This is a genomic window from Nitrobacter sp. NHB1, from assembly GCF_036964665.1.
Classification (GTDB): domain Bacteria; phylum Pseudomonadota; class Alphaproteobacteria; order Rhizobiales; family Xanthobacteraceae; genus Nitrobacter.
On the sequence record NZ_JBAMDA010000001.1, the window covers coordinates 2,594,170 to 2,619,281 of the forward strand.

Genomic DNA, 25,112 nt, shown 5'->3' on the forward strand with positions numbered 1-25,112 from the left:
GGGTTTCGGTTGCTCATTCCCGTAGTCGCCGGGCGCTCAATGCCGTTCCGCGTTCCCTCCCGATGTTTCGCGCGACGAGATGGATGCACTTGTCTCACCGGCGGTCGGCGCCAACCGTCGTGGCTTCGGAGCAAATCCGGATCCCTCAGTTCCGGTGATCAGGCGTGACCCGCGCGCGTAAGTCAGCCACGCCCAACACCAGTTCACGAACACTGTAAACCGGTTACGAAATCCGATGAGAAAGTAGATGTGAACGAGGCCCCAGAGCAGCCAGGCAAAGGTTCCCGTGAGTCTGAAGCCTCGAAGGTCGGCAACCGCAGCCGAGCGCCCGATGGTCGCCATCGTTCCATAGTCCCGATATCGGAAGACGGTCGTTGTGCCTGCCTCCTCGATGCGATGTTTAATGAGATTTCCGAGGTACCGGCCCTCCTGCTTGGCAACCGCTGCCAAGCCCGGCAATGGTTTGCCGTCTGCCCGCGATGCAGCAGCCGCATCGCCGATAACGAAGACGTTTGGATGCGCGGCGATTGAGAAGTCGCGGTTGACGCTGACGGTGCCGTGCGGACCGGGTCGCATCCCGAGCCACGCGGCGACGGGCGTCGCCTTTACTCCGGCACCCCAAATCACGGCTCGCGTGGCAATCCGCCGTCCGCCCGCAAGGACGCCGTTGTCATCAATCTGTTCGATCTTCGTGTTGAGCAGGATTTTAACGCCCAGTCTTGTTAGCTCCCGGTGCGCATAAGCGCCAAGCTTCTCGGGGAACGTCCCCAGAACTTTGGAGCCGGCCTCGATCAGAAGGATGCGTGACGCCGCCGGGTCAATGCGGCGAAAGTCCCGAGCGAGCGTCGCCTTGGCCAGTTCCGCGATTGCGCCCGCCATCTCGACGCCGGTCGGCCCGGCTCCGACAACGACAAACGTCATGAGCGCTTGACGCTCCTCATCGTCGTCGCACATCTCGGCCTCTTCAAAGGCGAGCAGCAGGCGACGGCGAATCGCCACTGCGTCTTCCAGGGTCTTGGGTGCTGGAGCCAGACGCGCCCATTCGTCGTGACCGAAGTAGTCGTATTGTGATCCTGTTGCCAGCACGAGAAAGCCAAAATCAATCTCGCGGCCCGCGATGGTCCTGATGCGGGAGCGACCAAGGTCCACGCCGACCACCTCGTCGAGCAAAATCTCGGTGTTCGGGCTATGGAGCAGACCCCGGATTGGAGTTGCGACGTCGGCGGGTGAGAGCGCCGCGGTAGCCACCTGATAAAGCAACGGCTGGAACAGGGTGTAATTGCGGCGGTCGATCATCGTCACGCAGGCTGGGCTATCTTGCAGCGCTTTTGCCACCTCGATTCCGGCAAAGCCGCCACCGACAATCACGACGCAAGTCGATCGGGACAATGTTGCGTCCTCGTCGTCGGAAGACGCCACGACCGACTCTCCCGAGCTGGCTCGCGCCGGACGAGTGTCGATTGAAGGCGGTTTGCTGGCTTCGGGAGCTACGGACGACGGAGCCATGGAACCACCAGCCGGTTGAGCGCCTCTATGACGATGGCCGTTTGGGAAGCAACCTCACCCCATGTGCGACTACCTCAAGCCCATTCCGCCGGCGGAGGTCACGAAGCCAAATTGTCAACACGTTGCGGCCCACAGCGTTCCCGTCTTTGAAGCCTGACAAATCCTGTAAGACGACAATCCAAATATTGTCCCAATATTGTTATGGCCGGGAACGAATTGAGCCAAGCATAACGATAGCGGCGAGTTCAGCAACGGACCGTTGGATCAGATACGCACCTGCTCGAAGGCCTAGCGATTTGCGACATCTGCGCCGACGCCTGCATTGAGATGCAACCGAGAGCCAAGGCTGGAGTAAGGGCATGGTCATGCCTTCCTCCTGGCCGTCCACTTCGCCAGACGCCCCGGGTCGCTGACGATTTATTCTTCATGGAACTATTGTCGGACCGCGCCGTTGAAACACATCCCTTTCGCGTTTTTTCAACTTGTCGCACCGACTCGCCAGAGGAACGCTCGTGAACGCCAGCTACGGGGGAGCCTCGAATAACCGGCTTCCGCTGGAATGACGGCATTGCGAAATTGTCAGAGATTCCTGCTACGGTGTGGTGCAAGGATAATGAAGGCGGTGAATGGCGGCGATCATCACCGCGGTCTTGTGTTGTCCGATCAGCAGAGTTGCGCCGACAGGCTGCTGAGTGATCATCGCGGCAGCCTAAAGTGCTCGACGAAGCCAGCCAAAGGGAAGCCAGCCAAAGGTATGGCTATCTTCCGCTGGGCTGTCCTTTTGACCGCCGCGATGGTGCTCAGCGCTTGCGACGGCGATACCCATCTCAGTTTCCTCAATCCCCAGGGGCCAGTGGCCAATGTCCAGCGCTGGCATTTCTATGAGGTGCTGGCGATCCTGATGATTTTCGTCGCGGGGCCGATATTTCTGCTCCTGCCGTGGTTTGCCTGGCGCTACCGCTATGGCAACAACGCGTCCCGCTATACGCCTAAGTGGGAGTTTTCCCGGCTGTTGGAGTTCACCGCCTGGTTCGGTCCGGTGGTGATCGTGGCGGTGCTGTCGTTCATCGTGTGGCGCGACGCGCACACGCTGGACCCCTATAGGCCGCTGACCTCCTACCAGCAGCCGCTGCGAGTGCAGGTCATCGGCTACGACTGGAAATGGCTGTTCATCTATCCCGACCAGGGCATCGCCAGCATCGGCATGTTGGCCATGCCAGCAGGACGCCCGGTGGCGATGCAGATCACCTCCGCGACGGTGATGCAGTCGCTGTTCATTCCGGCGCTCGGCAGCCAGATGTACGCCATGGGCGGCATGGTAACCCAATTGAACCTGGAGGCGGGCAAGCCGGGACGGTTCCTGGGCGAAAACACCATGTACAACGGCAACGGCTTTCATCAGCAGCAATTCACCGCAGTCGGCATGGCGGCGAGTGATTTCAAGGCGTGGGAACAACAGGTGCGCACTCACGGTATACCACTGGACGCACAGACCTTGCAGTTGATCTCCCAGCGAACCACCCGCACCGCCCTGATCGATGCCCTGCCCAGCACCGGGGTGCGGGACGGCAACCTGTACTTCACCGGCGCAACCAGCGCGCTGTTTCCGGCCGTGGTCAAGGCCACCATGGACGGTACGCCCACGTTGCCGGCGCAGGCGTTCGGCCAGGCGACGGACGCGCCGCACGCTGGCAGCAATCCCGTTGCATCCGTGACAGAGCAACCGCAATGAGTATCGCCGGCATTTTTGAGCACCCGCTGGGGCGCCTAAGCCTGCACTCGCTGCCGTTCTGGCAGATGCTGCAACATCCCACCGAAGCGAACATCGTCAACGGTTGTATCGCCACGGCCGCGGCATCAATGGTGATGATCGGCGCGATCGTGACCGTCGCGCTGCTTACCAAATACAGGTTGTGGAGCGTACTGTGGTCTGACTGGGTGACCAGTCCCGATCACAAGAAAATCGGCATCATGTATGTCGTGATCGCCTTCGTGATGCTGGTGCGGGCACTGATCGAGGCGGTGCTGATGCGGGGGCAGCAGGCTTTCGGCCTGGGTGGCGGCTTTCTGTCACCGGACCACTTTGCGCAGCTGTTCAGCACCCACGGCACCATTATGATCTTTTTCATGGCGATGCCGTTTCTCACCGGCGTCATCAACTACGTCATGCCGATGCAGATTGGCGCGCGCGACGTCTCGTTTCCCGTGCTCAATTCCATCAGCCTGGGGCTGACCGCGGCGGGCGCCGCGCTGGTGATGATTTCGCTGGTGATCGGCAAGTTCTCCACCGGAGGCTGGTTCGGCTATCCGCCCTATACGGAGGCGAACTTCAGCCCCGGCGTGGGACCTGACTACTGGATCTGGGCACTGAGTCTGGCGTCGTTGGGATCGACGTTCACCGGCATCAACTTCGCCGTCACCATCTACAAGGAACGTGCGCCCGGCATGAAGATGATGCGCATGCCGTTGTTCACATGGACGGCTCTTTGCACCAGCATCCTGATGATCTTCGCGATGCCGCCGTTGACCGTAGCCACGGCGCAACTGGCGCTTGATCGCTATCTCGGCTTTCACTATTTCACCAACGCGCTTGGCGGCAACATGATGCATTTCGCCAACCTGTTCTGGCTGTTCGGTCACCCCGAGGTCTACATACTGATCCTGCCAGCGTTCGGCGTCTACTCCGAGGTCATTTCGACCTTCTCCAGCAAGGTGCTTTACGGATACCGATCGCTGGTGATGGCCACCATGGCGATCGCGGTGCTGTCTTTCACCGTCTGGCTGCATCACTTTTTTACCATGGGACAGGGCGCCGACATCAATGCGGTGTTCGGTATCGCCTCGATGCTGATCGGCATTCCTACCGGCGTGAAGGTCTATAATTGGATGCTGACGATGTTTCGCGGCAGGGTGCGATTTACCGTGCCGATGATTTACTCGATCGGCTTCATCCTGCTGTTCGTACTGGGCGGCATAAGCGGCATTCTGCTGGCCAGCCCTACGATCGATTATCAGGTGCACAACACGGTGTTCCTGGTGGCTCATTTCCACAACGTGGCGGTGCCCGGCGTGCTCTTCGGCATGATCGCGGGGTACCATTTCTGGTTTCCCAAGGCGTTCGGCTTCCGCCTCAACGAGCGCTGGGGCGTGTTCTCGGCGCTGTGCTGGATCTTCGGTTTCATGCTGGCGTTCTTCCCGTTATATGCGTTGGGCATCATGGGTCTGCCGCGCCGCACCGTGGCCTATACGGAACCATCGTACGTGCCGTTCGAATGGGTGGCATTTCTGGGCGCCTTGCTAATCCTTGCAGCGCTGGCCTTGCTGCTTTGGCAACTCTGGGTGTCGATCAAGCATCGCGACGAGAACCGCGTGTTCGCCGGCGATCCCTGGGACGGTCGCAGTCTGGAATGGTCGATGTCGGCTCCGCCGCCGAAATACAACTTCGCCTTGATTCCTGCGGTCAAAGGCCGCGATGCGTTCGCCCTGGCCAAGGAGGAAGGCACTGCCTTCCAACCGCCGGATGCTTATGCGGATATCGAATTGCCTAAAAACAGCGCGATGGGCCCTGTGATTGCAGCGATTGGGTTTGCCCTCGGCTTTGGCCTGGTCTGGCATATCTGGTGGCTGGTCATTCTGGCCGTCCTGGCCGCGATCGCGACGATGATCATTCGTGGCTTCGCGCGTGATACGACCTGCATTGTCACCGCGCACGAAGTGCGCCAGGAGCACCGTCGTTGGCTCAATGCCGTGGCCATGGCCACCGCCGTTTCCCGCTCCAAGGAGCGTGAGCCGGCCAACGCAGGACTCGCCGAACGTGAGCCCCAGGGAGCGGTTTCATGAGTCAGGAAGTCATGAAGCATCCCGGTCTGAACCTGGGACCCGCGCACGGCAAGGATAACGAGGCGGCCGAAACCGTGATGTTCGGCTTCTGGGTCTTCATGATGAGTGACGCCATCCTGTTCGGCATGGTGTTCGCCACTTACGTGACATCGATCCACGCCACCGCCGGCGGCCCGGGGCCGCACGATCTCTATGACATCAAGAGCGCGTTCATCGAAACCATGCTGCTGCTGACCAGCAGCTTCGCCTTCGGCATGGCCTCGCTGGCACTCAAGTACAAGCACAGCAAGACACGGCTGATCGGATGGCTGGCGGTGACTCTGGTGCTGGGCGTGAGCTTTCTCGGTTTCGAGCTGCACGACTTCATTGCGATGTTCGCCAAGGGCGGCGTGCCAAGCCGCAGCGGCTTTCTGTCGGCATTCTTCGGCCTTGTTCCCTTGCACGGCCTGCACGTCACCGCGGCCTGCATTTGGTTGGTCTGCCTGGTGGGGCAGATCGCGCGCTACGGCCTGGATACCGAGACCAAGCTTGGCATCATGCGCTTGGCGCTGTTCTGGCACTTCCTGGACATCGTCTGGATCGCGATATTTTCGGTGGTTTATCTGGCGGGGCTGACATGAGCGAACGGATCGTCGACAACCAAGCGCCGGCCGAATGGAAGCAGCAGGAACGCCGCGAATTCCGCTCCTACGTGTGGGGCATCGGTCTGGCGTTGTTGCTGACTGTGGCACCGTTTGCGCTGGTGCACTGGGCGGCGATTCCACGATTTTCGCTGCTGATCGTCATCGGCGTCTTTGCAGTCGTGCAGATGCTGGTGCACTTCCGCTTCTTCTTGCATATCGGCTTCATTCAGAAACGCGAGGATCTGCAACTGATCCTGTTCTCGGCCCTGCTGCTGACGATCATGGTGGCGGGCACCGTCTGGATCATGGCCAGTCTGGCGGCGCGCATGGTGATGCCGGATCGTCTTTGAGTAATCCAGGAGTTCGAACTGTTTCTCAGTGACGGACGTATCCGGAGCGGCTTCAGCGTCCGGTCGCGGTGGATCGCGCAAGCGGTGTTCGGCATCGCAAGATCGGGTCGCCTCGATCGTAATACGGCGTTTGCGCAGCGTCCGCGCGGGTACCAGGAGCGCCAGGAACCTTTTTGGCTGAAGTCTGTTTCTTTTGCGGCATGAAACAAAGCATCCAAGCGCTTGGGCTGGGGTTCGATCTAATCCAACGGAGTACCCAGTGACAGGAGACAAGCCATGCCCAAGGAGCGCAGCCGCTTAAGAAGGATAGCCGTGTCAATCGCTGCCGCGGCGCTATGTGTGCTCGGTGGGAGCGCAAGCGTACTCGCCGCTGGCGCCACCGATGAAGGAAGTTCCAGCATCAAACCGTCGCCGGTGGCGTTTCCGACAAAGTTCGGTTCGCTCACCTTTCCTGAAAAATTCCCCGAGGGCACAACCCTGTCGATTACGCAATGGAGCCATTTCGTTCCGCGTTACGACAAATGGTTCGATCAATATGCGCAGGATTGGGGTAAGGCGAACAACGTCAAGGTTACGGTACAGCACATCAGCTACGCCGATCTGAATTCGACGCTTGCGGCCGCGATTGCCGCCAAGAGCGGACCTACCCTGGTGCAGATGAACGCAACGCCCGCGGCCTTCGTCCAGGGCCTGCAGCCCCTGAACGACGTTAACGAGGCGGCCGAGGCGACCTACGGGAAGGGCGTCGCCCCCTGCACCCACCAGACCTATCTCCCGACCAAGCAGGAATGGTACGCCTATTGTGTCGGCTGGGTGGTCGATCCGGGCGACTATCGCATTTCGATGTGGAAGGCTGCGGGGTATCCGAACGGGCCTGCCACCTATGACGATCTCCTCAAGGGCGGCACCAAGATCTTCAAGGAAACCGGGGTCCCGGTTGGCGTCGGCATGTCGCCCGAGATCGACTCGGAATTCTACGCCCGCTCGCTGATCTGGTCGTTTGGCGGCAAGCTGCAGGATGCCTGCGGGAATGTCACGCTTGATTCCCCTGAGGTGATCGATGCGGTGAAATATCAGGCCAAGCTGTTCCATGCGGCCGAAACGCCGGAGGTGTTTTCATGGAACGCGGCGTCGAACAATCAGGCCTTCGTTTCGGGTCGCGCGTCCTACATCCAGAACTCGATCTCGTTCTATCGCACGGCGCAGGAGTCCAACCCGAAGACCGCGGCTGACACCGGCCTTCTGCCAGGACTCAAGGGACCGACCGGTAAGGTGCACCAGACCGCGCATGTCTGGTTCATCTATGTCGTACCCAAATATGTGACCGACAAGAACCAGATCGAAGCGGCCAAGAAGTTCATGCTCGACCTCACGGCAAACTATTCGAACGACACCTACTATAGCAAACTGTATGACTTCCCGGCCTATCCGAAGACCGTCCCTCAGCTCGACGAGAAGGCCGGATGGATCGACCATGATCCGTGGGGATCGGAGCCGCCGGACAAGCTGTCAGTGATGCGTGGTGCGTTGGCCTGGACCGCATGGCTCGGTTATCCCGGTTATGCCAATCCGGCGACCAGTGAGATCTACAACACGTTCCTGCTGTCGACGATGATGTCCGAGGCCGCACGCGGCGAGAAGACGCCGGAGCAAGCGGTCAAGAGCACTGCGACTCAGATGCAGCAGATCGTCGAGAAATGGAAGAAGCTCGGCTATGTGGGCTGTGGCCGGGAGGCCGACAAGAAATAGCTGAGGATCGCAGCCGTGGCCGTGCTCGAGGTGAAGGGTCTCGCCAAACACTTCGGTGACTTCAAGGCCCTGAAAGGGGTCGATCTGAAGACCGGCGAAGGCGAGTTTCTCACGATCGTCGGGCCGTCCGGCTGCGGCAAGACGACCCTGATGCGATTGATCGCCGGCCTGGAAACACCCACGGCCGGCGATGTCGTTCTCAACGGCAAGGTCATCACGTCGCTGCCGCCACGGGCGCGCAACATCGCCATGGTGTTTCAGAGCTACGCGCTCTATCCGCACATGTCGGTCGTCGACAACATCGCCTTTCCGCTCAAGGCGCGCGGTGTGCCGAGGTCCGAGCAGGACCGGTTGATCCGCTGGGCGGCGGGCGCTCTCGGCATCGAGAGCCTGCTCCAACGCCGACCGGCGCGGCTGTCCGGTGGCGAAAAGCAGAAGGTGGCACTCGCGCGTGCGATCGTGCGCAAGCCTGCGCTGTTCATTTTCGACGAACCGCTCAGTTCGCTCGACGCCCAGGTACGGGCGATCGCCCGCGCGGAACTCCGTCAACTCCACGAGCGCACGGGCGTCACCACGGTCTATGTCACCCACGATCAGATCGAGGCGGTTGGCCTCGGCGATCGTGTCGCGGTGATGGAAGCGGGTGTGCTGCGCCAGATCGGCTCGCCCCAGGAGCTTTACAACGAGCCGGCCAGCACCTTCGTCGCCGGGTTCATCGGCACGCCGCCGATGAACCTGCTGGCGCATGGCGAGGTGACCGTCGGCTTCCGTCCCGAGGACGCGCTGCCGCGCGCGGCCATGTCCAAGTCCGGGGATAACGTCTGCGGGGATGCCTTCGCGTTCCAGGTGAATGTCGTGCGGATCGAGTTCCTCGGCTCCGAATGGCTTGCCTATGGCCGCGTCGATGGCGCGTTCGAGAACGCCAGGGTGTTGTGCAGGCTGCGACAGGACGCCGTCGGTACGGTCAAGGTGGGCGAGGTGCAGGATTTCATGGTGCCGCGCGCGCGGCTGCGCTTCTTCGACCGGACGAGCGGCCGGCGCACGGCGCCCGCGGCAATATGAACGGACATCACGGCAAGGATGTAAACGTGAGAAACGACAAGACCCTCGCCGCGGCAGGTAAGCGCAAGGCGCCCGGGCCGCGCGCGCGGATCGGCATCGCCGATCGCGACGGTATTGTCGGCACGATCATGCTCGCGCCTGCCGTGCTCTATGTGGTAGCGCTGGTCGCGGTCCCGTTCTTTCTCGCGATCGCGCTTAGCGTGAGCGACGCCACCGTCGGCGACCCCGCCATCCACCATTTCGTGGGCCTGGCCAATTTTATTAGCGTTGTGCGCGAATCCGCGTTTTTGTTCGCGTTGCGCAACAGCATCATCGTGACGCTGGCGACACTGGTGCTGCTTACCGTCCTGACCATCGTTCTTGTTGAATTGCTGGCCCGCCCGTTTCCCGGCAAGCGGCTTGCCGAGATTCTCATCATCCTGCCCTGGGCCATGCCGGCGGCGCTGGCCGCGGTGGGCTGGCTGTGGCTGCTCGATTCGGAATTCAGCCCTATCGACTGGATTTTGCGCACCGTCGGCCTGCTCGGTCCGGGCAGCGTGCTCGGGCCTGCGAACAATCTTTACTATCTGGGCCGCGAATGGCTCGGTCTCGGCGTCATCGTGGTTATCAACGTGTGGCGTACGCTGCCGCTATCCGCCGTCATCGTGCTCGCGGGCCGAACCGCTATCCCGAACGAACTGTTTGAGCAGGCCGCGCTCGACGGCGCCGGATACTTCCGCGTTTTGTTCCGGATCACGCTTCCGGCGCTGGGGATCCTGCTTACGGTCGCCATCCTCTTCACCGTCCTCGTTATCTTCGGCGACATGACCGTGGTTGCGCTGACCACCCGCGGTGGTCCGGGCTACACCACGGAAGTGTTGCCCTACTGGGCGTACCTCAAGGGCATCCAGGGCGGCGCGCTCAGCCAGGGCGCCGCGATCGCGCTGTTTCTGTTTCCGGTGCTGCTGGCCGCTTCCGTCCTTGTCTTGCGGATAGCCTATCGCAGGGAAGGAGCGTGACAATGCGAACGACATCCGCATTCCGCACCGTCGGCTTTTACACCGCGCTCGTGCTGCTGTGCCTGTTCGCCGCCTTCCCGGCGCTGTGGATGGTGATCACCGCCTTCAAGCAGAACACAGATCTCTACGATCCGAACAACAATCCGTTCCTGTTCAATCTGCCGCCGACCCTGAGCAACATCGAATTTCTGTTCACGCAGACCAATTTCCCGATCTTTCTCTGGAATTCCTTGTTCATCGGTGTGGTCGTGGTCGTCATCACGCTGGTGCTCGCGGTGCCCGCGGCCTACAGCCTGGCGCGGCTGATGGGACATTGGGGCGAGCATTCGAGCATTGCGATTTTCCTCGTTTATCTGATTCCGCCGACACTCCTCTTTATCCCGCTCTATGAAATCGTGACCGCCCTGGGCGTCGCCAATACGGTCTGGTCTCTGATCCTCGTCTATCCGACCATCACCGTTCCATTCTGCACGTGGCTTTTGCTGAGTTTCTTTCGCTCGATTCCGCGGGAGGTGGAGGAAGCGGCGCTGACCGACGGTTGCAGTCGGGTCGGCGTGTTCTTCCGCGTGGCGCTGCCGTTGGCGGTCCGCGGCATAACCACCTGCATCGTCTTTGCCTTTGCATTGTCATTGAGCGACTACATCTATGCTGCGGTGTTCGTCAGCTCGACCGCGAGCCGCACCGTGAGCGCCGGGGTGCCGACCGAACTGATCCGAGGCGACATCTACTATTGGCAGGCACTGATGGCGGCGACGGCAATTGTCGGAATTCCGCTCGCGGTGATTTACGGGCTGTTGTTCGACTGGCTGGTCCGAGGCTTCCAGGTCGAACTTCCCCGCTCCCCGCGGGCCTGACAGCCCGCTGGATCTGCCTCTTGAAGCGTGAGCCGCTGCCGGCTCGGTTGACCCTGTCGTAGCGAATTACCTGCCGACGCAGCGTCAAAAGTCGGTGATCGCAGGTGACGTTAGGAAACTATCGCACCGCGCTCAGGTTGATGGTGGCTTGACCATCAACCAAGGAGATTTCAATGCGATTGATCCCGACAGTGCTTCTGGCCTGCACCGCCCTCGCGTCGCCCATGGCGATGGCCCAAAACACTGCGCTCGCCGCTGCTGACACACAGTCGTTCGATAAGGCGCTTGCGAGCGCCTCGGTCGAACGCGGTGCGCGGATCGCCAAGCAGTGCCAGATTTGCCACAACGTTGCGGAAGGCAAAGGTGCCAAGGTCGGACCCGATCTCTACGGCGTCGTCAATCGGCCGGTCGCTTCAATGCCGGGCTATGACTACAGCGCCCCCTTGAAGGCCAAGGGCGGCAAATGGACCTTCGCCGAGCTCGACAAATGGCTGACCAATCCGCGTGCCGACGTTAAGGGCACTAAGATGACTTTCGCCGGCCTGAAGAGCGAGAGCAAACGCGCTGCCGTGATTGCCTATCTCAATACGCTCTCTAAGAGTCCGGCGCCGCTGCCGAAATAGGGAAATTCCTGCTGCCGCCGGATTCGAAAATCCAGAACCGCCAATTTGAGCCCAACGTAACCCGGCCTGATGGACGTAGCCTCTGTCGGGGGCGCCCTGTCGGTCACTCTCTTCGGACTCCGGTGGGGTTGTTTGGGTCCATTTGCGGGCTTCTCTCACAGTGGGTGTTGGTTGCCCAGCACCCACGAGCGCATCGCTCGCATATTCATCTCGACATGCTCGGGCTCGACGGTGTTGATTGATGCCCGGGGCGCTGTCAGCGTGACGGCGCCGGTCGTCTCCTGATTTATTGCGGGTTATTCGTCGCGTTCTGCTCTTGCCAATACGGCACGATGCCGAAGTGCGCGTAGAGTTCCGTAAGTTGCTGCGTCGGAACGAATGTCGACCGGCTCTTTTTGTTGGCTGGAAGAGAAGGAACGTTTCGAAGGAGCCGCTCGCTCACCCTCAGGCGATAATCCCCTGGCTCATGCCGCGTCCAGGTGAGCGCCTGAAGCGGCAATGCAAACACGGTTGGACTGTGTTGGGAAGACCCATTGTGTGAAGATCCATTGTGTTGGGAAGACCCATGGCGCCTTATCCGGAGGTACGCAATATAGCCGCGCTTGGCATCGATGACGGCTTGATCAATATGACCTATCAAACTGCCATTTTCCGAATACACGGTCGCAGACCTCAGCCCGGATATCGATGTGATCGTCGGAGACATGAGCGTCGAAATGACAGTGTTTTGGTCGATCATGAGACTGTCGACTGGATCATTCCGGGTTTGCTGACCGTTTCGTGACTGATTACCTGTGGCACCTGATTTTTGATCGCTCTTACGTTGCGCTTCAGCATGGCTATCCGTTTGGTGCTCAAGCTCAGTTAGCCGATCGCGTCGGCTTCTCTTTGTCTGGACCCCCGGGGACCCAGGAAGAGACGCGGAACCGTTATCCGCGTGCGAGAACCCGAGCAGATCAGGGTCGCCTGGACCGAGATCGCCGTAACCATGGGGATCGACGCCGTTCGGGTACCCCCAATAACCGTAAAGTCTGGTTTGTGAATTCGATGCAACCAGCGGATAGACAAGACTGCGATTGATCAGGGGAGCGTGGCGTAGTTCGTCAGCGGTGACATTGATGCCGATCGTCCTGGCGTCAGGCTTGGGAGCCATCAACAACCAAGGCACCGCAACGAGGTGGCCGCCCAAATCGAAGTTTTGGCTTCCGTCGATCAGAACGTATTTGATCTTCCCGTTGGTGCTGTCGATGATCAGTGAAGCGATACGGCCCGCCTCGTTTCCGTTCCGATCGCTGATGAGTTTCCCGACAATGTCCGCGGCGGGAACAACCGGAATCCGGGAATGCTCGCTTGGGCTTTGCGTCGCAGGCTGCGCTGCATGAGTGACCGATGGCACTATTGCCAGCGACCAACCGATAGCCGCTGCGGCCGCTGCTATTGTTATCGCTCGCTTTCCCATTTTTGTGATCTCGATATCCGGTCGCCGTTGCGCGCGACTCTTATAAGCTCACCAATTCGAAGCCTGTCGCGCTGACAACTGCGTTGTCGTCCAGAGTTCGTTCTGCTGCGGCTGGTATCGCGAAAACGCAAAGAACGAGACGCGGTTCCGATCCGGCTGCTTGAATTTCTAATTCGCTGGATTCCGGCGGGGGTTGATCCCCCAGGTCATTACACCGCCGATGAGATGAGAGAGGTCGGCTTTTGACCGAGGTAATGAGGCGTACTCGCACCACCGGGAGCGTTATTCGTGCGATGCGATCAGCCGCCGACAACGTTCTCATCGTGTTATCGCTCCTACTACTCGCCCGCAATTCGAAGCGGACTTTGCGGCACGTTGTCGAGTTTTCTCATGCGGTGCTCTTCACGCTCAATGTAACCGCGAGTCATCGGTACGATGCCCTGCCGCTTGGTCAATTGAATCTGCATGACCATCATCGCCTGCTCACGGAAAGCCACTTCCGATGCATCAAGATAGAATTCCCACATCCGCAGGAAACGCTCGTCATAAATGGGCCTGAGGTCTTTGGCGTGAGCGAGAAAACGCGTGCGCCACGCGCTGAGCGTTTCGGCGTAATGCAAGCGCAGAATCTCGATATCGGTTACGAGCAGACCGGCTCGTTCGATGGATGGCATGACTTCGGATAGAGCCGGGATATAGCCGCCGGGAAAGATATATTTTGCTATCCATGGGCTCGTCACGTTTGGTCCCTCGGAACGCCCGATGGAAGACAGCAGCATGACACCGTCTCCCGCAAGAAGGTCGGCGCATTTGCGGAAGTAATGGTCGTAGAAGCCGATGCCGACGTGCTCGAACATACCGACCGAGACGATGCGGTCCATCGGACCCCGTGCGTCACGATAATCCCGCAGGTAAAACCGGATCTTTCGCGAAAGATCCGTTTCGCTCACCCGTTCGCGTGCCCGGCGCAGTTGCTCTTCCGAGAGCGTGATGCCGGTGACTTGGGCATCGCAAAACTGCGCGAGATAGATTGCAAGGCCGCCCCAGCCGCAACCAATATCGAGCACATGCTTGCCCGGTCGCAAAATAAGCTTGGCCGCGAGGTGGCGTTTTTTGGCAAGCTGCGCATCATCAAGAGACTGTTGGGGCGCCTCGAAATAGGCGCAGCTATACTGTCGATCGGAATCAAGAAAAAGTGAGTAGAGCCGTTCATCGAGATCGTAATGATGTGCAACGTTTTCGCGTGCGCGGGTCCTGTAATTCAGTTGTTGCAGCCGGCGCCAGAGATATCGCATCACCCATTGCGGGCGTGCCCAATGGGGCAGCATTTTGTCGCGCTCTTGGTGTAACAGCAGGTCCAGCAGATCGAGGATCGTGCCTTCCTCCATCACAAGCGTCCCGTCCATGTAGCATTCGCCAAGGTGCAATTCGGGGTCGAGCAGAATTCCACGCACGGCGGCAGCCGTCGTCAAACCTGCTGTAATCGGCTTGCCGCTACCGTCGCCCAAGTTGAAGGTAGTGCCGGCTGGCATCGTCAGGTTCAGATTGCCGCGATGTATGAAGGCTCTCAGGATGGCGGGCAGCAGTCCGTCCATCCGTCGGCGTACATTCAAGCTAATTGTCATTGTCGTGCTTTCCGCGCCGGGGCGTAATAGGCGGCAGAGGGAAAGCGCCCAAAGCTTTGGGAGTGCAATCACCCCGATCGAAGGACGGCCTTTCAACTGCCGACAACCACAACAGTTAACGGCCCGGTCGCTTTGGCGTTCCTTATTCGGACTGCTGGATATGGCGGACGCACGTTTTCTCTGTTCGGTGCGAAGGAAGCTTTTGGTCGAATCCTGCAACAAGTTAGGTCGTCGACCTCATCAATCGTCGCGCGGCACCCGCGTGGCTGATCCTATTCCGTCTTGCCAAGGGACAAGCTTTGGCGCTGCGGGAACCTTCCATCGCCGAATTCGTTCGATAGACGGGGAGCGATACCGCCATTCACTGGATCTCCCGTGATCCTCAGTCGACGAGATGTACTTCGGGCAACGGCGTTTTCCGCTTTCACGCCGCTTCTGATGGCGGAACGGCAGTCCACGCAGGTGACAGCTTCTCAAGCTCTTCCCTGGAAACACGGCGTATGTCTGCTAGGCGATCTGAAATACCCTCCAAACTTCAGGCAGTTTGACTACGTGAATGCAAACGCCAAGCGCGGCGGCCTGGTTCGCCGGGCGGCACTGGGGACCTTTGACAGCTTCAACATGGTGGTTGCCGGGGTGAAGGGCGATCTGGTCGAGGGCATCGAACTCATCTACGATCCCTTGATGGCTCCCTCGCTCGACGAAGCCGCGAGCGTCTACGGGCTCGTCGCGGAGGCTGCGTGTTACCTGGCAGACTTCTCATGGGTAAGCTTCCGGCTGAGAGCGGCGGCAAAGTGGCATGATGGCCGGCCGATCCTGCCTGAGGACGTGCTATTCTCGCTCAATGCTTTCAGGAAGTATCACCCGCAATTGTCGACCTATTATAACCATGTCGTGCATGCCGAAAAAACCGGAGACCGAGAGGTCAAGTTTCAGTTCGATACCCCGGGGATCCGGGAGCTGCCGCTGGTCATGGGACAGCTTCTCGTATTGCCGCAGCATTGGTGGGAGGGAACGGACAAGTCCGGCAAGCGGCGGGACATTTCAAAGACCACGCTCGAACCTCCTCTCGGCTCAGGCGCTTACCAGATCAAGCAATTCGAGCCCGACCGTTTCGTGCGCTACGAACGGGTGCCCGACTACTGGGCCAACGAGGTCCCCGTCAATGTCGGGACCAACAACTTCCAGGAATTGCGCTTCGATTACTTCCGCGATCCGAATGTTGCCTTCGAAGCATTCAAGGCCGGCGTGCTGGACTGGCGCACCGAGAATGCCGCCAAGAATTGGGCGGCCGGATACGGTTTCCCGGCGGTTTCACAAGGCCGTGTCGTCTTGGAGGAATTTCCGATCCGCAGCGTCGGAATGATGCAGGCATTCGCAATGAATCTGAGGCGCGCCAAATTCAGGGATAGGCGCGTGCGAAGGGCCTTCAACTTCGCTTTCAACTTCGAGAGGCTGAATCAGGAGCTTTTCTACGGCGAATACTCGCGCATTAAAAGCTATTTCGCCGGGACGGAGCTCGCTTGTTCAGGGCTTCCACAAGGGCGCGAACTGGAGCTATTGCAGCCCATGCGCTCCCAGGTCCCGCCCGAGGTGTTCACCACACCCTATTGGAATCCGGTGAATCCGGATAACGAGGCGGAACGCGCCAATCTCCTGGAGGCGGTCAATCTGCTCTCGCAGGCAGGGTTCGAGATAAAGGACTTCGGTCTGGTCGATCCCGACACCGGAGAACAGATGGTCGTCGAGTTCCTCATTGGAGACAAGGACCTCGAGCGAGTGATCTTGTTCTATCAGCCGGCACTGGAGCGGATAGGAATAAAGGTTAGTGTCCGCCTGGTCGACGACATACAATACACCAACCGTCTGCGCGAATGGGACTTCGATATCATCGTCTCCAACTGGCAGGAATCGCTCACGCCCGGCAACGAACAGCGTGACTATTGGGGGTCACGCGCAGCAAGCCAGCATGGATCGCGTAATCTGATCGGCATCGAGGACCCTGCGGTCGACGCGCTTATCGGGCGCATCATCTTCGCGGATACCAGGGACGAACTTGTCGCCGCCGCCAGGGCGCTGGATCGGGTGCTGTTGTGGAACCATTTTGTCGTGCCGCAATGGACCCTCTTCAACGAACGCACCGCACGCTGGGACCGGTTTGGTCATCCCGAACAGATGCCGAAATACGGTATGGCCGCCTTCCCCACACTTTGGTGGCGGGAGGAGGAGGGAATCGCGAAGCAGCGGTCGATAACGAACGGGAAGATCAACCAGAGAGGCAAGAGGCTCACATGAAGAAATCGCTTTTGCGCACCGTGGGAATTGCCTGCGCGATATCAGCTGCGATCGTTTATCTTGGACAGGGGCCCGAGGTTGCTGCCGGTCCTCCGAAAACCGATCTGGGACTCGTCGCCGGCGTGATGCAGCTCGTTCAGCGAGACTATGTGCATCCAGTCACCTCAAGCCAGCTCACCGACGATGCCCTGAAGGGAATGCTTTCTCGCCTCGATCCGCATTCCTCCTATATGACCGAGCCGGAATTCCGCGAGTCCGTGGAGGACCTGAACGGAAAGTTCGGCGGCGTCGGCCTGAAGATCTCGGATCGTAACGGACTACCAACCGTCATCTCTCCGATCGACGACACCCCGGCGGCCCGGGCGGGCGTACAGCCGGGCGACGCGATCGTCTCGGTCGATGGCCAAAGTACGCATGGCGCGAATCTGATGGAGGTTGTCAGGAAGATTCGCGGAAAGCCGGAAACGACGGTCAAACTGACGATCGTCCGCGGCGGTAAATCGCCGTTCGACGTACCCCTCACCCGGCAAGTCATTAAAGTCCATAGCGTCAAGTCAAAGCTGGAGCCGGATAACATCGGTTACGTACGAATCAGCGAGTTTGGCCAGGACACGCCAAACGAACTCCGGCAAGCGATCTCGACGCTGAAGTCTGACGCCGGCGGCAAGCTGGCGGGCCTCGTCCTGGACCTGAGAAATGACCCGGGCGGCTTTCTCTCATCTGCGGTTGACGTGTCCGGCAACTTCCTGAACGGCGGTACAGTCGTCTCCATCCGGGGGCGTAACAGCAGCGACGATCGTTCGTTTAAGGCACCTGAAACGGGAGCCTTATTGCCGGACACACCAATGGTGGTTCTCGTCAACGGCGCCTCGGCGTCGGCGTCCGAAATCGTGGCGGGCGCACTGCAGGACCGTCACCGTGCGACCGTGATGGGGACCCAGAGTTTCGGCAAGGGATCGGTTCAATCCATCATCACGATCAAGGGCCATGGCGCCTTGCGACTGACGACTGCCCTTTACTATACGCCGTCGGGCCGCTCCATTCAGGAGGATGGCATCACGCCCGATATCGTCGTCCAGGCGCCGAAAGACGAACAAGTCGCAAATTCCATGGTCCGGCGCGAAGATCAACTCCAAGGCGCTTTCGCAAATCCCGGGCCACTCACAAAATCCAAAGTCGGATCATACGGCAAGCACGGGTCCGCTGAAACGACATCCCCACCCATCAAGGAACAATTGATCGGAACCAATCAAGACGCGCAACTCACGGCCGCGCTGAACCATCTCGAGCGACCGCCAGCACCAAATTCCACGACCGCCGGTGCGAGCGGATCGGGAGCAATGCCGTTGTGAGGCGGCGCCCACGCACGCAGGATGAACGTCCATGTCTCTGCATAAATGTCTCTGCATAAACCACGCCCATGACCAGCGATGAGCCCGCCACTCGCTCCGGAAAGGGAAGAAGGACGATTCCCGGCGAGTTGTCCGCGCTGATGCGAGAGGATTTGCGCGCACTCGGGGGTTGGATAGGCCTGATCATCGCGTCGCTGATCGCCTTCTGGCTCACCGAAGGAACGCAATATCATCAGCTTGCGGCGGGACTTCTGATGTCGTCGTCGACGCTGTTTATCCTGATGGCATTGTTCGAATGCCTTTGGCGGCTGTTCGTTGGCCGGAGTCCTTGAGACGCCAAGATGATCCGGCGCAGCGACGGAAGGACCGTTTGATGCGCAATCATGAAACCATGACAAGTGGCGAACCGGAGTAGTCCGCCAATCTGGCTCTTGAAGGATATACATGATGCGCCCAGAACGCAGCGTTGCGCGTATCGATGTACACTCGGGTCCGAATCAGGCGACCGTGGCCGTTTTCGTTTGCCGTGGCCCGGCGCGGAAGCTTGGTCGTCGCAGACTATCCTCAACATATATATTCGGACCCATCGACGCAGCATGCCCCAACCCGCCATTGCCGCCAGCGAGCAAAAGTCCGCCACCGCTCCAACAGCGCTATCGGTTCTCAATTCCGTCTTTGGGCTGCCTGCCTTTCGCGGTGCCCAGGAGGAAATCGTCCGGCACGTGACGACAGGCGGCAATTGCCTGGTGCTGATGCCGACCGGTGGCGGCAAGTCGCTGTGCTACCAGTTACCGTCGTTGTTGCGTGAAGGCTGCGGCATCGTGGTGTCGCCGCTGATTGCGCTGATGCGCGACCAGGTCGCGGGCCTGCTCGAGGCGGGCGTCAAGGCGGCGGTGCTGAACTCAACGCTATCCTGGGACGATGCCTCCGAGATCGAGCAGCGCCTGCTGGCCGGCGACCTCGACCTGCTTTACATCGCTCCGGAACGGCTGCTGACGCCACGTTGCCTCGCGATGCTGAGCCGCGCGCGGTTGGCGTTGTTCGCCGTCGACGAGGCGCATTGCGTATCGCAGTGGGGGCACGATTTTCGGCCCGAATACATCGGACTGTCGGTGCTCGCGGAGCGCTTTTCCGGGGTGCCGCGCATCGCGCTGACCGCGACCGCAGATGACCTCACCCGGCGCGAGATTGTCGAGCGCCTCGCACTGAATGGCGCGCCGAGCTTCGTGGCCAGTTTCGACCGGCCGAATATTCGGTATGAGATCATCGACAAGAAGAACGCCCGGATGCAACTCAAGGCGTTCATCAACGAGCGCCATGCCGGCGATGCCGGCATCGTCTATTGCCTGTCGCGCGCCAAGGTCGAGGATACCGCCGCCGCGCTGACCAGGGCCGGCATTGCGGCGCTGCCTTATCACGCCGGCCTGGATGCGAGCTTGCGTGCCCGCAATCAGGATCGCTTCCTCAATGAGGATGGCGTCGTCATCGTCGCCACCGTGGCGTTCGGCATGGGGATCGACAAGCCCGATGTGCGCTTCGTTGCGCATCTCGATCTGCCGAAAAGCATCGAGGCCTACTATCAGGAAACCGGACGCGCCGGACGCGACGGCAAACCTGCCGATGCCTGGATGACCTATGGCCTGGCGGATATCGTGCAGCAGCGGCGCATGATCGATGAATCGCAAGGTGCGGAAGCGTTCAAGCGCGTGTCGCTCGATAAGCTCAACGCGCTGGTGGGCCTTGTCGAAACCACCCATTGCCGGCGAACGCGCCTGCTCGGCTATTTCGGCGAAACGCTCAAAGCCATGAAGTGCGGCAATTGCGACAACTGCCTCTCGCCGCCCAAGGTTCGCGACGGTAGCGTCATCGCGCAAAAGCTGTTGTCCTGTGTCTATAGAACCGGCGAGCGCTTCGGCGCGGTCCATCTCATCGATATCCTGACCGGTCGTGAGACCGATCGCGTCAAGCAGTTCGGGCATCACCGATTGTCGGTATTCGGGATCGGCGCCGACCTCAACGACAAGCAGTGGCGCGCGGCCCTGCGCCAGGTAGTCGCGTTGGGTCATCTTCGGCCGGACAGCGAGGCGTTCGGTGCGTTCAAGCTGACGGAATCAGCACGAGACGTCTTGAAGGGCATCACCGCAGTGATGCTGCGCGAAGAATCCGCCGATGCCATCGCTCAACGCGGCACGTCCAGATCGAAGCGAGGGTCGAAGTTTGTCTCAGTCTCGCGCGATGTGTCCTCGCAATCCGCCGGTCTCATGGGAGCTTTGCGCGCCTGGCGTTCAGAGATGGCCCGCAAGCACGGCGTTCCCGCCTATGTTGTCTTCAACGATACGACGCTGGAAGGCATCGCGACGTTACAGCCGCGCACCCACGCTCAACTGCACGCCGTCGCCGGTATCGGTGACAAGAAGCTTGAACGCTACGGCGATGCGCTGATCGCGTTGGTGGAAAAGGAAGCTCGCTGAGAAGAATCGTCATCTTCTTTACCAGGGACAGCGGACCGCCAAAGACCACAGTCTGCCCAAGCCTATTCCACATCAGGCTCCTAGAGCGTTTTCGAGCGAAGTGGATACCGGTTCGCGTCAAGAAAACGCGTCAATCAAAATCATAGAGCCCCGCTTCTGATTCCATCAGAAGCGAAAAGGCTCTAGCCCCCGACGCGCTTCAGCTCCGCGACCAGCCGGTCCAGCGCATCGGCGAGCATCGGCCCGCCGCACACCGTGAGGTCTTCGGGAATCACGATGCGCCGCGACGGCGGATACAGTTTTTCCAGCGCCGGATGCAACAACAGCGCGCTGCCCTCGTCTTCCGCGACATCGCTGTCGTTGGATACCAGGATAAAGTCCGGCCGATCTGCAACAATCGTTTCCAGCTTGGCAAACCCGCCGGAGCCGATGTCCAGGCCGGACGCGGCATTCGACAACCCGGTGATCGAGAGCAACGCGCTGGTGACGGTGTCATCGCCCGAAACCCAGCCACGCCGCGACAGCGCCAGCACCCGATAGGGCTTGCGCGCGACCGCCTTCTTCGCGCGGGCAATGGCGGCATCGAGCCGGGCGATCTGGGCTTGCGCGCGATCCGGATGCCCGACAAGATCGCCCATCCTGCGAATTTGGCCTTTCACGTCGTCGATCGATTTTGCGATATCGAATTCGGCGACCCTCATTCCTTGCTGCTTCAGCAACTCGCGCGTCGTTCGCTTCATGTAAAGGCTGGCGACGACAACATCCGGCCTGAGCATCAGCACATCCTCCGCCTCGCCGGAAAGCCGCCGATACTTCTTCGCCTCCGCCGCGGCCCAGGAGCGCGCGGCATCCCGCGAATAAGGGCTGAGGCCGAGGATCTGGGCGGGATCGGCAAGCGTCATCAGAAGCTGATCGGTGCAGACATTGATCGAGGCGACGCGCAGCAGATCGGCGGCCTGCGCCCGCGTGACGGCTCCGACGGTCAATGTCAGAACGATCGCGGCAAGACCGCTGCATCTGCGCCCGACGATGGCGGCCCGGATCGCCTCACTGAGGCGCTGCACCCGTGCAAACAGCGACATCGCGATCAAACCTCCGCCCACGGCACGATCACGGTTTCGCATTGATAGTCGGCCCGATAGGTCCTGACGCGAAAGACGTTGGCTATGACGGTCTCCGAGAGCGCGTCGGCAGGCGGTCCCTGCGACACCAGGCGCCCGTCGGACAGCACGAGAACGATATCCGCAAACCGCGCCGCGAGCCCGAGATCGTGCGTCACCACGACGACCAGCGTCCCTTGGTCCGCGGCGCTCCGCAGTTTGGTGAGAACTTCGATCTGATAGCGCGGATCGAGCGATGCGGTCGGCTCGTCGGCCAAAAGCACCGGCGCTTCCACGGCCAGCACCCGTGCCAGCGCCACCCGGCTGCGTTCGCCGCCGGACAATTCCGTCACGCGGCGATCGCTCAAAACTACCACGTCGGTCGCCTGCATCGCCCGCATCACCGCCGCGGCATCTTTCTCTGTCAGCCGTGCCGGATCGACCGCGCCATGTGGGTAACGTCCAAGCGCCACGATATCCTTCGCCGGCAACGGCCAATGCATCTGATGGCCCTGCGGCAGGTAGGCGAAACGGCGCGCGCGCTCTCGAAGGGTGAGCGATGGCAGCGCGTCGCCGCAAACCTCGATGGTCCCTTCCGATGGCAGAAGGCCCGCCAGCGCCCGCAGCAACGTGGTCTTGCCGGCGCCGTTCGGCCCGACCAGCGCGACAAGATGTCCGCCTGGGAGCGCCAGCGAAATATCGCTCAGGACAACTCTCTTTCCGAGGCTGGCCGACACCGACGATGCGACGAGAATGGCGACTTCGCTCATGCGACGCCTCCACCCAGCGCGCGCCGCTCGCGCACGATCAGGTAGAGAAAGAACGGCACGCCGATCAGCGCGGTCAGCACGCCGACCTTGATGTCCGAGGTCGATGGGATAACGCGCACCGCGATATCGGCCGCGAGCAGCAGCGCCGCGCCGGTCAGCGCGCTCGGCACCAGCAGCCGCGCCGGGTCGTAGCCGATCAGGGGTCGCATCAGATGCGGCGCGACCAGGCCGATGAAGCCGATGGCGCCGGCTACCGCAACCGCGCCGCCGACGCCGAGCGCAACGCCGAGGATCGCCCACAGCCGTAACCGGCCGACATCGACGCCGAGACTCTGCGCGGATTCCTCACCAAGACTGAGCGCGCGAAACGCATGGCGCTGGCTCATCAGGATCGCGGCTCCCGCGACGATGAACGGCAGCGCCAGTATCACGTGGCGAAAGCTGCGGTCTTCCAGCGAACCCAACAGCCAGAATGCAATCTCCAGCGCCGCGAACGGATTGCGCGACATGTTCATGGTCAGCGATGTCGCGGCACCGGCCAACGACGAAATCGCAAGCCCCGCAAGAATCAGGATCAGCAGGTTCGCATGACGCCCCGCGATCGCGAGCAGCGCGAACACTGAAACGAATGCCGCGACGATGGCCGCGACCGGCAGTGCGAAGGAACGCACGTCGGCCGACCCGAGCGCGATGACCAGCACCGCGCCGAACGCCGCCGCCTGCGGCGCGCCGAACAGCGAGGGCGACGCCAGGGGGTTGCGCAGCAGGCCCTGCAAAGCCGCGCCCGACAAACCGAGAATGGCGCCGATGGCGACCCCGAGGATCGCGCGCGGCAGGCGGATCTCCTGCACGATGATCCGCTGGACCTCGCCGCCGCTGCCGAACAAGGCATCGAGAACGGCGACCGGCGACAACCTCACAGGACCCACTCCCAGCGACACCAGCGTCAGCACCGCGACCGCCGCGCACAGCGCGACCGTCACGATCGTTCGTCGGCGGTCCGCGATGCCTGTCGTCACCATCTGGCGTTGAAAGATGTGGCGTTGAAAGCCGTGCAAATCGCGGGCCCGGCCGGCCCGGCAACACATTTCGGGAGACCCATGACGACCCTTTCCGCCGACCCGCCGTCGAACGCCTAGAGCATTTCAACGCCTAGAGCATTTCCCGGTGAAGTGGAAACCGGTTCACCGTAAGGAAATGCGACCATTCAATAGGTTGGAGCGCTCGTTCTGATTTCATCAGAACGATAAGCGCTCGAAGAATGCGTCACCGGCCGGTCTCCTGGCTCGCGGCCGGTATCCGGATCCGCCTTCCCGCCCATGCATGGCATGGTCAGTGGCTGAATGGATGCGGATGGCCGCTTACAGTTGCGGGGGCAGCCGCGGTATTGGGGGCAGTATCCCCGCACCGTATTCCCGTTTCACCTCCTAGATTCCGATTCAACCGTGTTGAACCGGAATCTAGCCTTATCCTTTTGATTGAGCATGGTCTTATCCGAAAACCGGTTTCCACTTTTCGGGATCATGCTCCAGGGGAGGCACCGATGACGCTCCAAACAAGCACAGCGGCACACCCCATGCAACCGCGAACGCGTTCGCCTGCGTTGCCGCGCAATACAGCGAGTACGCAATACCATCAGAACCGCGAGAGATAACGAGGCAGTTCCTGCTCGAATTCAGGGAAGTAGCGCGAAATCACAGAAATATCGAAGCGAGCGAGGATCGACTCCTTGGGCTCCCGGTCGAGCAAGAAGCGAAAGGCGGCCTCGAGGCAGCGCTCAGGCGTGTGCTTGCCGGCTGTCAGTTGCTTGCTCTTCACTTCAGACATTGTGACGCGATGACGAGTCTCACTCTTTCCTTCGCGGACCACGACCTCGAAATCGAATGGGTCGCCCTCACCGACACGCTGAACCTCGATCATACGATCATCCCCGTTTCAACAGTCGGTGGCGCAACTGTTCTCCCTGCGCACCGCATACGCCGCCCGGCCGCCGCCAGGATGTTTGCGAACTGCTCCGGCCCAAAGCCTGGCGTTATTGGGCTCTCACCCGCGCTCGCAACCGTAAAGAATGTTCGTCACGATAAAAATGGCGGAGAGAGTGGGATTCGAACCCACGGTACGGTTTCCCGCACACACGCTTTCCAAGCGTGCGCCTTAAGCCACTCGGCCATCTCTCCGGGCGTCTTCTCATGACGGGGCGTGCCGGTTTTTGCAAGAGAGCGACGCCGTGGCGCCGGGATTTTTCATAAATATATGAATGATATAAAGTATTTTCGGGCCATGGCCATCCGTTCCGACGATTTGCTGCTGCCATCGGGCATCGATCGGACGGCCGATGCCTGCCCGTGTGGTGGTTCAGCAGTTCGCTTCATGTCCGGCGAATCTGTTGGACGAACTTTTGGTTGGGCCAACTTCTGAGAGGCTATTTTGAAAAT

Annotated in this window: 21 protein-coding genes, 1 tRNA gene and 1 riboswitch; of the genes, 14 read left to right on the forward strand and 8 right to left on the reverse strand. The window is 60.5% G+C overall.

Features of this window, described 5'->3' with window-relative positions; translation table 11 throughout:
• Positions 1-36: 36 nt before the first annotated feature.
• The gene (locus V4R08_RS12080; RefSeq protein ID WP_335579574.1) at positions 37-1,419 is read right to left on the reverse strand and encodes an NAD(P)/FAD-dependent oxidoreductase; all 1,383 of its coding nucleotides are present in this window, start codon (positions 1,417-1,419) and stop codon (positions 37-39) included.
• Positions 1,420-2,119: 700 nt separating this feature from the next.
• Here V4R08_RS12080 and V4R08_RS12085 point away from each other — a divergent pair.
• The 9 genes from V4R08_RS12085 to V4R08_RS12125 all read left to right on the forward strand — a co-directional run bounded on the left by V4R08_RS12085 (position 2,120) and on the right by V4R08_RS12125 (position 11,605).
• Positions 2,120-3,238, forward strand: coding sequence for a cytochrome ubiquinol oxidase subunit II family protein (locus V4R08_RS12085; RefSeq protein ID WP_335579575.1), 1,119 nt, complete (start codon positions 2,120-2,122; stop codon positions 3,236-3,238).
• A 65-nt stretch (positions 3,239-3,303) separates the two neighbouring features.
• Positions 3,304-5,346 (forward strand): cbb3-type cytochrome c oxidase subunit I, encoded by a 2,043-nt coding sequence (locus V4R08_RS12090; protein ID WP_335580263.1) that lies wholly within the window; start codon positions 3,304-3,306, stop codon positions 5,344-5,346.
• A complete protein-coding gene (locus V4R08_RS12095) occupies positions 5,343-5,966 on the forward strand; it encodes a cytochrome c oxidase subunit 3 (protein ID WP_335579576.1) in 624 nt (207 codons plus the stop codon). Before V4R08_RS12090 ends, V4R08_RS12095 begins: the two co-directional genes overlap by 4 nt.
• Positions 5,963-6,319 (forward strand): cytochrome o ubiquinol oxidase subunit IV, encoded by a 357-nt coding sequence (locus V4R08_RS12100; protein WP_335579577.1) that lies wholly within the window; start codon positions 5,963-5,965, stop codon positions 6,317-6,319. Before V4R08_RS12095 ends, V4R08_RS12100 begins: the two co-directional genes overlap by 4 nt.
• 312 nt (positions 6,320-6,631) lie before the next feature.
• A complete protein-coding gene (locus tag V4R08_RS12105) occupies positions 6,632-8,068 on the forward strand; it encodes an ABC transporter substrate-binding protein (RefSeq protein WP_335579578.1) in 1,437 nt (478 codons plus the stop codon).
• Positions 8,069-8,083: 15 nt separating this feature from the next.
• Positions 8,084-9,130 (forward strand): ABC transporter ATP-binding protein, encoded by a 1,047-nt coding sequence (locus V4R08_RS12110; RefSeq protein WP_335579579.1) that lies wholly within the window; start codon positions 8,084-8,086, stop codon positions 9,128-9,130.
• A 26-nt stretch (positions 9,131-9,156) separates the two neighbouring features.
• On the forward strand, positions 9,157-10,128 hold the full coding sequence (locus V4R08_RS12115; protein ID WP_335579580.1) for a carbohydrate ABC transporter permease: 972 nt from the start codon (positions 9,157-9,159) through the stop codon (positions 10,126-10,128).
• 2 nt (positions 10,129-10,130) lie between these two features.
• Positions 10,131-10,982 carry a carbohydrate ABC transporter permease gene (locus V4R08_RS12120; RefSeq protein WP_335579581.1) on the forward strand — a complete coding sequence of 284 codons (852 nt, stop codon included), beginning with the start codon at positions 10,131-10,133 and terminating at the stop codon, positions 10,980-10,982.
• Positions 10,983-11,155: 173 nt separating this feature from the next.
• On the forward strand, positions 11,156-11,605 hold the full coding sequence (locus V4R08_RS12125) for a c-type cytochrome (protein ID WP_335579582.1): 450 nt from the start codon (positions 11,156-11,158) through the stop codon (positions 11,603-11,605).
• Between the two features lie 286 nt (positions 11,606-11,891).
• On the opposite strand, the gene V4R08_RS12130 is transcribed toward V4R08_RS12125, so the two are convergent.
• Positions 11,892-13,064 (reverse strand): PRC-barrel domain-containing protein, encoded by a 1,173-nt coding sequence (locus V4R08_RS12130; protein ID WP_335579583.1) that lies wholly within the window; start codon positions 13,062-13,064, stop codon positions 11,892-11,894.
• A 338-nt stretch (positions 13,065-13,402) separates the two neighbouring features.
• Positions 13,403-14,659, reverse strand: a complete 1,257-nt coding sequence (locus V4R08_RS12135; protein WP_335580264.1) for a cyclopropane fatty acid synthase — start codon at positions 14,657-14,659, stop codon at positions 13,403-13,405.
• Positions 14,660-15,064: 405 nt separating this feature from the next.
• On the opposite strand from V4R08_RS12135, the gene V4R08_RS12140 reads away from it, so the two are divergent.
• The 4 genes from V4R08_RS12140 to recQ all read left to right on the forward strand — a co-directional run bounded on the left by V4R08_RS12140 (position 15,065) and on the right by recQ (position 20,807).
• Entirely contained in the window at positions 15,065-16,984 is a 1,920-nt protein-coding gene (locus tag V4R08_RS12140) for an extracellular solute-binding protein (protein ID WP_442935660.1), read from the forward strand.
• Positions 16,981-18,336, forward strand: coding sequence for a S41 family peptidase (locus V4R08_RS12145; RefSeq protein WP_335579585.1), 1,356 nt, complete (start codon positions 16,981-16,983; stop codon positions 18,334-18,336). The genes V4R08_RS12140 and V4R08_RS12145 overlap by 4 nt, the downstream gene beginning before the upstream one ends.
• 68 nt (positions 18,337-18,404) lie before the next feature.
• On the forward strand, positions 18,405-18,668 hold the full coding sequence (locus tag V4R08_RS12150; protein ID WP_335579586.1) for a hypothetical protein: 264 nt from the start codon (positions 18,405-18,407) through the stop codon (positions 18,666-18,668).
• Between the two features lie 264 nt (positions 18,669-18,932).
• Entirely contained in the window at positions 18,933-20,807 is a 1,875-nt protein-coding gene (gene recQ / locus V4R08_RS12155) for a DNA helicase RecQ (protein ID WP_335579587.1), read from the forward strand.
• Between the two features lie 182 nt (positions 20,808-20,989).
• On the opposite strand, the gene V4R08_RS12160 is transcribed toward recQ, so the two are convergent.
• From V4R08_RS12160 to V4R08_RS12180, 5 genes are all read right to left on the reverse strand, one after another.
• On the reverse strand, positions 20,990-21,889 hold the full coding sequence (locus V4R08_RS12160) for an ABC transporter substrate-binding protein (RefSeq protein ID WP_335579588.1): 900 nt from the start codon (positions 21,887-21,889) through the stop codon (positions 20,990-20,992).
• A gap of 5 nt (positions 21,890-21,894) precedes the next feature.
• Positions 21,895-22,677, reverse strand: a complete 783-nt coding sequence (locus tag V4R08_RS12165) for an ABC transporter ATP-binding protein (RefSeq protein ID WP_335579589.1) — start codon at positions 22,675-22,677, stop codon at positions 21,895-21,897.
• On the reverse strand, positions 22,674-23,699 hold the full coding sequence (locus V4R08_RS12170) for a FecCD family ABC transporter permease (protein ID WP_335579590.1): 1,026 nt from the start codon (positions 23,697-23,699) through the stop codon (positions 22,674-22,676). Before V4R08_RS12170 ends, V4R08_RS12165 begins: the two co-directional genes overlap by 4 nt.
• A gap of 232 nt (positions 23,700-23,931) precedes the next feature.
• Positions 23,932-24,150: riboswitch (cobalamin riboswitch) on the reverse strand.
• Positions 24,151-24,312: 162 nt separating this feature from the next.
• Positions 24,313-24,597: a hypothetical protein gene (locus tag V4R08_RS12175; protein ID WP_335579591.1), complete on the reverse strand. Its 285-nt coding sequence runs from the start codon at positions 24,595-24,597 to the stop codon at positions 24,313-24,315.
• A 167-nt stretch (positions 24,598-24,764) separates the two neighbouring features.
• Positions 24,765-24,854, reverse strand: a tRNA-Ser gene (locus V4R08_RS12180).
• A 103-nt stretch (positions 24,855-24,957) separates the two neighbouring features.
• On the opposite strand from V4R08_RS12180, the gene V4R08_RS12185 reads away from it, so the two are divergent.
• Positions 24,958-25,095, forward strand: a complete 138-nt coding sequence (locus tag V4R08_RS12185; protein WP_335579592.1) for a hypothetical protein — start codon at positions 24,958-24,960, stop codon at positions 25,093-25,095.
• Positions 25,096-25,112: the final 17 nt, after the last annotated feature.

What these genes read in the sequence shown, in the direction of transcription:
- V4R08_RS12085 (WP_335579575.1), top strand. Translation starts at nt 2,120, where the DNA reads ATGAAGGCGGTGAATGGCGGCGATCATCACCGCGGTCTTGTGTTGTCC.
- V4R08_RS12090 (WP_335580263.1), top strand. Translation starts at nt 3,304, where the DNA reads ATGCTGCAACATCCCACCGAAGCGAACATCGTCAACGGTTGTATCGCC.
- V4R08_RS12095 (WP_335579576.1), top strand. Translation starts at nt 5,343, where the DNA reads ATGAGTCAGGAAGTCATGAAGCATCCCGGTCTGAACCTGGGACCCGCG.
- V4R08_RS12100 (WP_335579577.1), top strand. Translation starts at nt 5,963, where the DNA reads ATGAGCGAACGGATCGTCGACAACCAAGCGCCGGCCGAATGGAAGCAG.
- V4R08_RS12120 (WP_335579581.1), top strand. Translation starts at nt 10,131, where the DNA reads ATGCGAACGACATCCGCATTCCGCACCGTCGGCTTTTACACCGCGCTC.
- V4R08_RS12125 (WP_335579582.1), top strand. Translation starts at nt 11,156, where the DNA reads ATGCGATTGATCCCGACAGTGCTTCTGGCCTGCACCGCCCTCGCGTCG.
- V4R08_RS12130 (WP_335579583.1), bottom strand. Translation starts at nt 13,064, where the DNA reads ATGGGAAAGCGAGCGATAACAATAGCAGCGGCCGCAGCGGCTATCGGT.
- V4R08_RS12135 (WP_335580264.1), bottom strand. Translation starts at nt 14,659, where the DNA reads ATGGACGGACTGCTGCCCGCCATCCTGAGAGCCTTCATACATCGCGGC.
- V4R08_RS12145 (WP_335579585.1), top strand. Translation starts at nt 16,981, where the DNA reads ATGAAGAAATCGCTTTTGCGCACCGTGGGAATTGCCTGCGCGATATCA.
- V4R08_RS12150 (WP_335579586.1), top strand. Translation starts at nt 18,405, where the DNA reads ATGACCAGCGATGAGCCCGCCACTCGCTCCGGAAAGGGAAGAAGGACG.
- recQ (WP_335579587.1), top strand. Translation starts at nt 18,933, where the DNA reads ATGCCCCAACCCGCCATTGCCGCCAGCGAGCAAAAGTCCGCCACCGCT.
- V4R08_RS12160 (WP_335579588.1), bottom strand. Translation starts at nt 21,889, where the DNA reads ATGTCGCTGTTTGCACGGGTGCAGCGCCTCAGTGAGGCGATCCGGGCC.
- V4R08_RS12165 (WP_335579589.1), bottom strand. Translation starts at nt 22,677, where the DNA reads ATGAGCGAAGTCGCCATTCTCGTCGCATCGTCGGTGTCGGCCAGCCTC.
- V4R08_RS12170 (WP_335579590.1), bottom strand. Translation starts at nt 23,699, where the DNA reads ATGGTGACGACAGGCATCGCGGACCGCCGACGAACGATCGTGACGGTC.
- V4R08_RS12175 (WP_335579591.1), bottom strand. Translation starts at nt 24,597, where the DNA reads ATGATCGAGGTTCAGCGTGTCGGTGAGGGCGACCCATTCGATTTCGAG.
- V4R08_RS12185 (WP_335579592.1), top strand. Translation starts at nt 24,958, where the DNA reads ATGGCCATCCGTTCCGACGATTTGCTGCTGCCATCGGGCATCGATCGG.